The sequence below is a fragment of the Brachyspira sp. genome (assembly GCF_050873525.1).
In the GTDB taxonomy this organism is placed as follows: Bacteria; Spirochaetota; Brachyspiria; order Brachyspirales; family Brachyspiraceae; genus Brachyspira.
The window spans coordinates 1-4714 of the sequence record NZ_JBNMIZ010000206.1 but is presented as its reverse complement, the minus strand read 5'-3'; the positions used below and the strand labels follow the sequence as shown (position 1 = coordinate 4714).

Annotated in this window: 6 protein-coding genes; 3 read left to right on the top strand and 3 right to left on the bottom strand. The window is 29.6% G+C overall.

Annotated features, from left to right (window positions below; translation table 11 throughout):
- Both ACR0QS_RS11205 and ACR0QS_RS11200 read left to right on the top strand, forming a co-directional pair.
- Window positions 1–472, top strand: a 472-nt coding sequence (locus ACR0QS_RS11205) for a hypothetical protein (RefSeq protein ID WP_432633535.1), incomplete at its 5' end; no start/stop codon positions are given.
- Window positions 456–839, top strand: coding sequence for a hypothetical protein (locus ACR0QS_RS11200; RefSeq protein ID WP_432633534.1), 384 nt, complete (start codon window positions 456–458; stop codon window positions 837–839). The genes ACR0QS_RS11205 and ACR0QS_RS11200, both read left to right, overlap by 17 nt.
- A gap of 422 nt (window positions 840–1261) precedes the next feature.
- On the opposite strand, the gene ACR0QS_RS11195 is transcribed toward ACR0QS_RS11200, so the two are convergent.
- The 3 genes from ACR0QS_RS11195 to ACR0QS_RS11185 form a co-directional block, all read right to left on the bottom strand.
- On the bottom strand, window positions 1262–1708 hold the full coding sequence (locus ACR0QS_RS11195) for a Spy/CpxP family protein refolding chaperone (RefSeq protein WP_432633533.1): 447 nt from the start codon (window positions 1706–1708) through the stop codon (window positions 1262–1264).
- Window positions 1709–1908: 200 nt separating this feature from the next.
- A complete protein-coding gene (locus ACR0QS_RS11190; RefSeq protein ID WP_432633532.1) occupies window positions 1909–2337 on the bottom strand; it encodes a hypothetical protein in 429 nt (142 codons plus the stop codon).
- 134 nt (window positions 2338–2471) lie between these two features.
- Window positions 2472–4139, bottom strand: a complete 1668-nt coding sequence (locus ACR0QS_RS11185; protein WP_432633531.1) for a formate--tetrahydrofolate ligase — start codon at window positions 4137–4139, stop codon at window positions 2472–2474.
- A 129-nt stretch (window positions 4140–4268) separates the two neighbouring features.
- Here ACR0QS_RS11185 and ACR0QS_RS11180 point away from each other — a divergent pair, with 129 nt between their 5' ends.
- Window positions 4269–4466: a hypothetical protein gene (locus ACR0QS_RS11180; RefSeq protein WP_432633530.1), complete on the top strand. Its 198-nt coding sequence runs from the start codon at window positions 4269–4271 to the stop codon at window positions 4464–4466.
- The last annotated feature ends 248 nt before the right edge of the window (window positions 4467–4714 follow it).

The following is a 4714-nucleotide window of genomic DNA, read 5'->3' as shown; positions in this document are numbered from 1 at the left end:
CAATAAATATTTATTAGAGATAACAACTTCTGATATCTCAAAAAATATAATAAAAATAACTTCTGATAGAAAAAATAATATAGTTTTAGATAATATTATAGATTGCAATTTAAATAAAGTTTCTATTGAGGATAATGAAAAAAAATTGGAGATTATTAGAAATCTTAAAAATAATTGGAATTATTATGGAGCTAAACCTATAAGCAAAAAAATAATTAATATAGTAAGTTATCTTATAAAAGAGTTAATAATTCAACCTAAAATATTTCCAACCGCTAATGGAAGCATACAGCTTGAATATTATGATAGAATGCATCCAAATAAATATTTAGAATTTGAGGTTATTAATAGAAAAAATATAAAAATGTATCAAAAACGACAAAATAATATAAGCGCGTCTTCAATTATTGATTATGATAATATACAAAAAATTAATAATATAATAATTAGATTTTATGGAATTAAAAGATAATAAAAATGAAACTCTTTATAGAAATATAAGAATTGATAATATTTGTTGGGACGATGAATTTAATCGTCCAAGCCCGTCTGCTTTTAAAGATAAAAATGGGTTATCAGTAGAGAAGTTGGCAAATAGAAAAGAAAATGAAATAATTAAAAATTTAAAAGTTAGATTTCATAGAGATAAGAAAAAAGCTATAGTGAAAATTAGTGTTAAAAAATGTTTAGATATTAAACTATATCCTATTGATAAGCCTACTAAAAAGAATAAATATCATGCAGAAATACATAATGGTCCAAATGATGATAAACTTATAGATGACGATAAGTGTTTAGATTTATCTAAATCAGTGATATTAGTAAATATATTTAAATAATTAATTAAATTAATAAAAATCACTTGTCAATCAAATTATTATCAGAAATATTTAAATTCTTTTCCATATTTTTATTAAAGGAATATTATTCGGAATCAATTTTTGAATTTTTATTATATTCAAGGTTTAATTATGTCGGCATGTAAAAAATAATATTAAAGTTATAGATGCGCCTTATCCGATTGCAATTTGTGAAGATAAACAACTTGAAAATGAAAATAGGTTAAGGCATTTGGAAAATGTTATTTGGCAAATAAATAATAGAACTATAAAAAGAAATATATGGGATTTTATTTTTTCTATATCGGAGGATGGGAAGTATAGAATAATTACTATTTTTGGAATTAGGATAACTTCGAAAAAATAAAAGAGAGACTGCAAATTACAGTCTCCCTCAATCAAATTAACTCAAAAAGTAAGGATTATCTATATCGTCTGCCGTAATTTAACTGCTCCTTCTGTTCGGGCGTCAAAACATTCAATATTGAAACTTCTTTTTCTATTCTCAAATAGTCGATTTCTTTTTCAATATCTTTTCTTTGATTAATTAAATCTTTTATCGTGGCTAAATCTATATCCGCTTTTTCTCTTTCGTATTCAAATTTATAATCTACGCCTCTTTTTCTGTATTCCACTTCTCTTATTTTCGTTTCGTAATCATAATCGAGTTTATTAATCTCGTTTCTTTGTTCTTCGGTTAAATTTATCCATTCCAATCCTCTAACTCCGCGGACATGTCTGTCTTGCCTTCGTTCATGTCTTGGCGCTGGCTGATAACCGTTTTGAGCTGGAGGAACTGGAGGCTGAGCAAACACGCTCGATACCGCTAACATACTTAAAATAATTGTGGTTAAAATTTTTTTTGTCATTTTTAATCTCCTGTTTTGTATTTTGTTATAAGTTGTTAGACGAATATAATTAAAAAAAGTTCCCGATAGATTAATTTTTTTTATTATAAATATTATTAGAAATATTTTTTTAAATAAAAATCAATTATTTAAAATTAAAAAGAGACGGCAAGTGTGCCGCCTCTTCAATTAAATTTTATTTTAAGTAGTAGTTTATAAGTTTATCTGTATAGTCTGCAATATTTTAGTTGTTCTCTTTGTTCGGGAGTCAAAATATTGTTAATCTTATTTAACTGCTCTTCGCTTAAATTTATTCTTCCCAATCCGCGAACTCCGTTAACATCTCTAAAATATCCTCGTCCATAATATCCGTATTGCTGATAATAATCTAACACCTCTCTCTGTTCGGGAGTCAAAATTTTATTAACCTCGTTTAATTGTTCTTCGGTTAAATCTATTCCTCCGAATCTGCTAACGCCGTAAGCGGCTTGGCAATACCCTTGTCCATAGTAGCCTCTTCCGTAGTAGCTACGATTATAATAGCCCCTTCCGTAAGAACCTCTTCCCCAAGATAGAATTGAAGTTTGAGCGAATACGCTCGATACTATTAACATACTTAAAATAATTGTGGTTAAAAATTTTCTTGTCATTTTTAATCTCCTGTTTTGTATTTTGTTATAAATTATTAGACGAATATAATTTAAAAAAGTTCCCGATAGATTAATTTTTTATTATAAATTAAAAAATATTTTTTAAATAAAAATAAATTATTTAAAATTTCAAATTAAAATAATCCGCTTATCTTTCCGTTTTTGTCTATATCGATATTGCAAGCTGCAGGAATTTTTGGAAGTCCCGGCATATCTATTATTCCGCCCGCCATCGCGATTATGAAGCCCGCGCCAGACGCGAGTTTTATTTCGTCAATATTCAAAGTATAATTTTTCGGCGCTCCTAGTAACGAAGGATTATCCGAAATTGATTTTTGAGTTTTCGACATGCAAATCGGCAAATTTCCGTATCCGATATTTTCTATTTTTTTTATCATTTTTGAAGCTTTTTCGGAGAAAGTTATTTTTCCCGCTCCGTAAATTTCCTTGCATATAATTTCAATTTTTTCTTTCACTGGAAGATTTAATTTATAAAGCGGTTTATAATTTTCCGTTTTATTTTCGTTTATTATACTTACAACTTTTTTAGCCAAATCTTTAGCTCCGTTTCCGCCATGTTCCCAAGCCTCGCATAAAGCTATTTCCACATTTAAATTTTTGCAATGTTCTTTTATAAGATTTATTTCTTTTTCCGTGTCGGAAGAGAATTTATTTATCGCCACAATAATCGGAATATTATATTTTTGCATATTTTCTATATGTTTATCCAAATTTTCAAAACCTTTATTTAAAGCTTTTAAATCTTCTTTTGAAATATTTTTTGCCCCGCCATGATGTTTTAAAGCTCTGATTGTCGCCACCAAAACTATGCAGTTAGGTTTAAGATTTGCAAGTCTGCATTTTATATCCAAAAATTTTTCCGCTCCCAAATCCGCCGCAAAGCCCGCTTCCGTTATCGTATAGTCGGAAAGTTTTAATGCAATTTTTGTAGCCAAGATTGAATTGCATCCATGCGCTATATTTGCGAAAGGACCGCCATGAACTATAATGGGAGTATTTTCAAGAGTTTGAACCAAATTAGGTTTTATCGCGTCTTTAAGTAAAGCGCAAGCCGAACCTTCTATTTTCAAATCTTTAACTTTCAAAGGATTATCGTTTTTATCGTAGGCGAAAATTATATTTCCGATTCTTTTTTTCAAATCCATTAACGAATTCGACAAACATAATATAGCCATTATTTCGGACGAAACGGTAATTTGAAATGAAGATTCCCGCGGAATTCCGTTTTGACTTCCGCCGAGTCCGATTATTATATTTCTTAAAGCTCTGTCGTTCATGTCTACCGCTCTTTTGAAAACGATTTTATTGATGTCGATATTCAATTTATTTCCCTGTTTTATATGATTGTCTATGCAAGCCGCTATAAGATTATGCGCACTCCCGATTGCATGAAAATCTCCATTGAAATGCAAATTAATATCTTCCATCGGAACTATTTGAGAATATCCTCCTCCGCATGCTCCTCCTTTTATTCCGAATACGGGACCGAGCGAAGGCTCTCTTAAAGCCGCTATAGTTTTTTTGCCGATTTTATTTAATCCTTGAGTTAGCCCGATTGTAACGGTAGATTTTCCCTCGCCCGCTGGAGTCGGAGTTATCGCCGTTACTAAAATAAGTTTTCCATCCGATTTATTTTTTAATTTATCTAAAAGCGACAATTCTATTTTTGCCTTATATTTTCCATAGACTTCGTAATCTTCGTATTTTAAATTTAATTTTTTCGCTATTTCTTCTATTCTTTTTAATTTGCATTCTTGAGCTATTTGTATATCGGTTTTCATTTCCGCCTCCGAAATATTAATTTTTTAATTATATATGATAAGATTATAAATAACAAATTTTTTTAATTCTTTTTTGTCGTTATTAAGAATTGGATTGCTTTATTTCACTCGCAATGACGGGGTTTTTAAGTGTCATTACGAGGTTTTGTAAAAACCGAAGTAATCCACAGAAAAGAAAATTTTTTATTATTTTGGATTGCTTCGATTTGTAAAACAAATCTCGCAATGACAATGCATTTTTTGTCATTCGCCGTAGGCGTCCCTGCGGGAACGAGGGCTTTAGCCCGAAGTAATCCAATTAAAATAAAATTTTATTTTAAAATTTAATTCCATTAATATTGGATTGCTTCAGCAGAGCTTCGCAATGACAGATTAATTAAAAATTTCAATGACCAATTTTTTTTGGCTACAGCCCCATTTTAGCGAATTTTTTAAAAAAAAATTTTATTTAAACTGTTGACAAAAAATTCTAAATATCGTATAATTCAACCATTATGTTATTAAACCTATTAAATAATATTTACGGCTCAACCGCGAACCGCGAACCGCGAACCGCGAACAAAGTAGTTTAAACT

Bases quoted from the DNA above. Each gene is read 5' to 3' on its own strand.
- ACR0QS_RS11185 (WP_432633531.1), bottom strand. From the start codon at position 4,139: ATGAAAACCGATATACAAATAGCTCAAGAATGCAAATTAAAAAGAATA.
- ACR0QS_RS11200 (WP_432633534.1), top strand. From the start codon at position 456: ATGGAATTAAAAGATAATAAAAATGAAACTCTTTATAGAAATATAAGA.
- ACR0QS_RS11190 (WP_432633532.1), bottom strand. From the start codon at position 2,337: ATGACAAGAAAATTTTTAACCACAATTATTTTAAGTATGTTAATAGTA.
- ACR0QS_RS11195 (WP_432633533.1), bottom strand. From the start codon at position 1,708: ATGACAAAAAAAATTTTAACCACAATTATTTTAAGTATGTTAGCGGTA.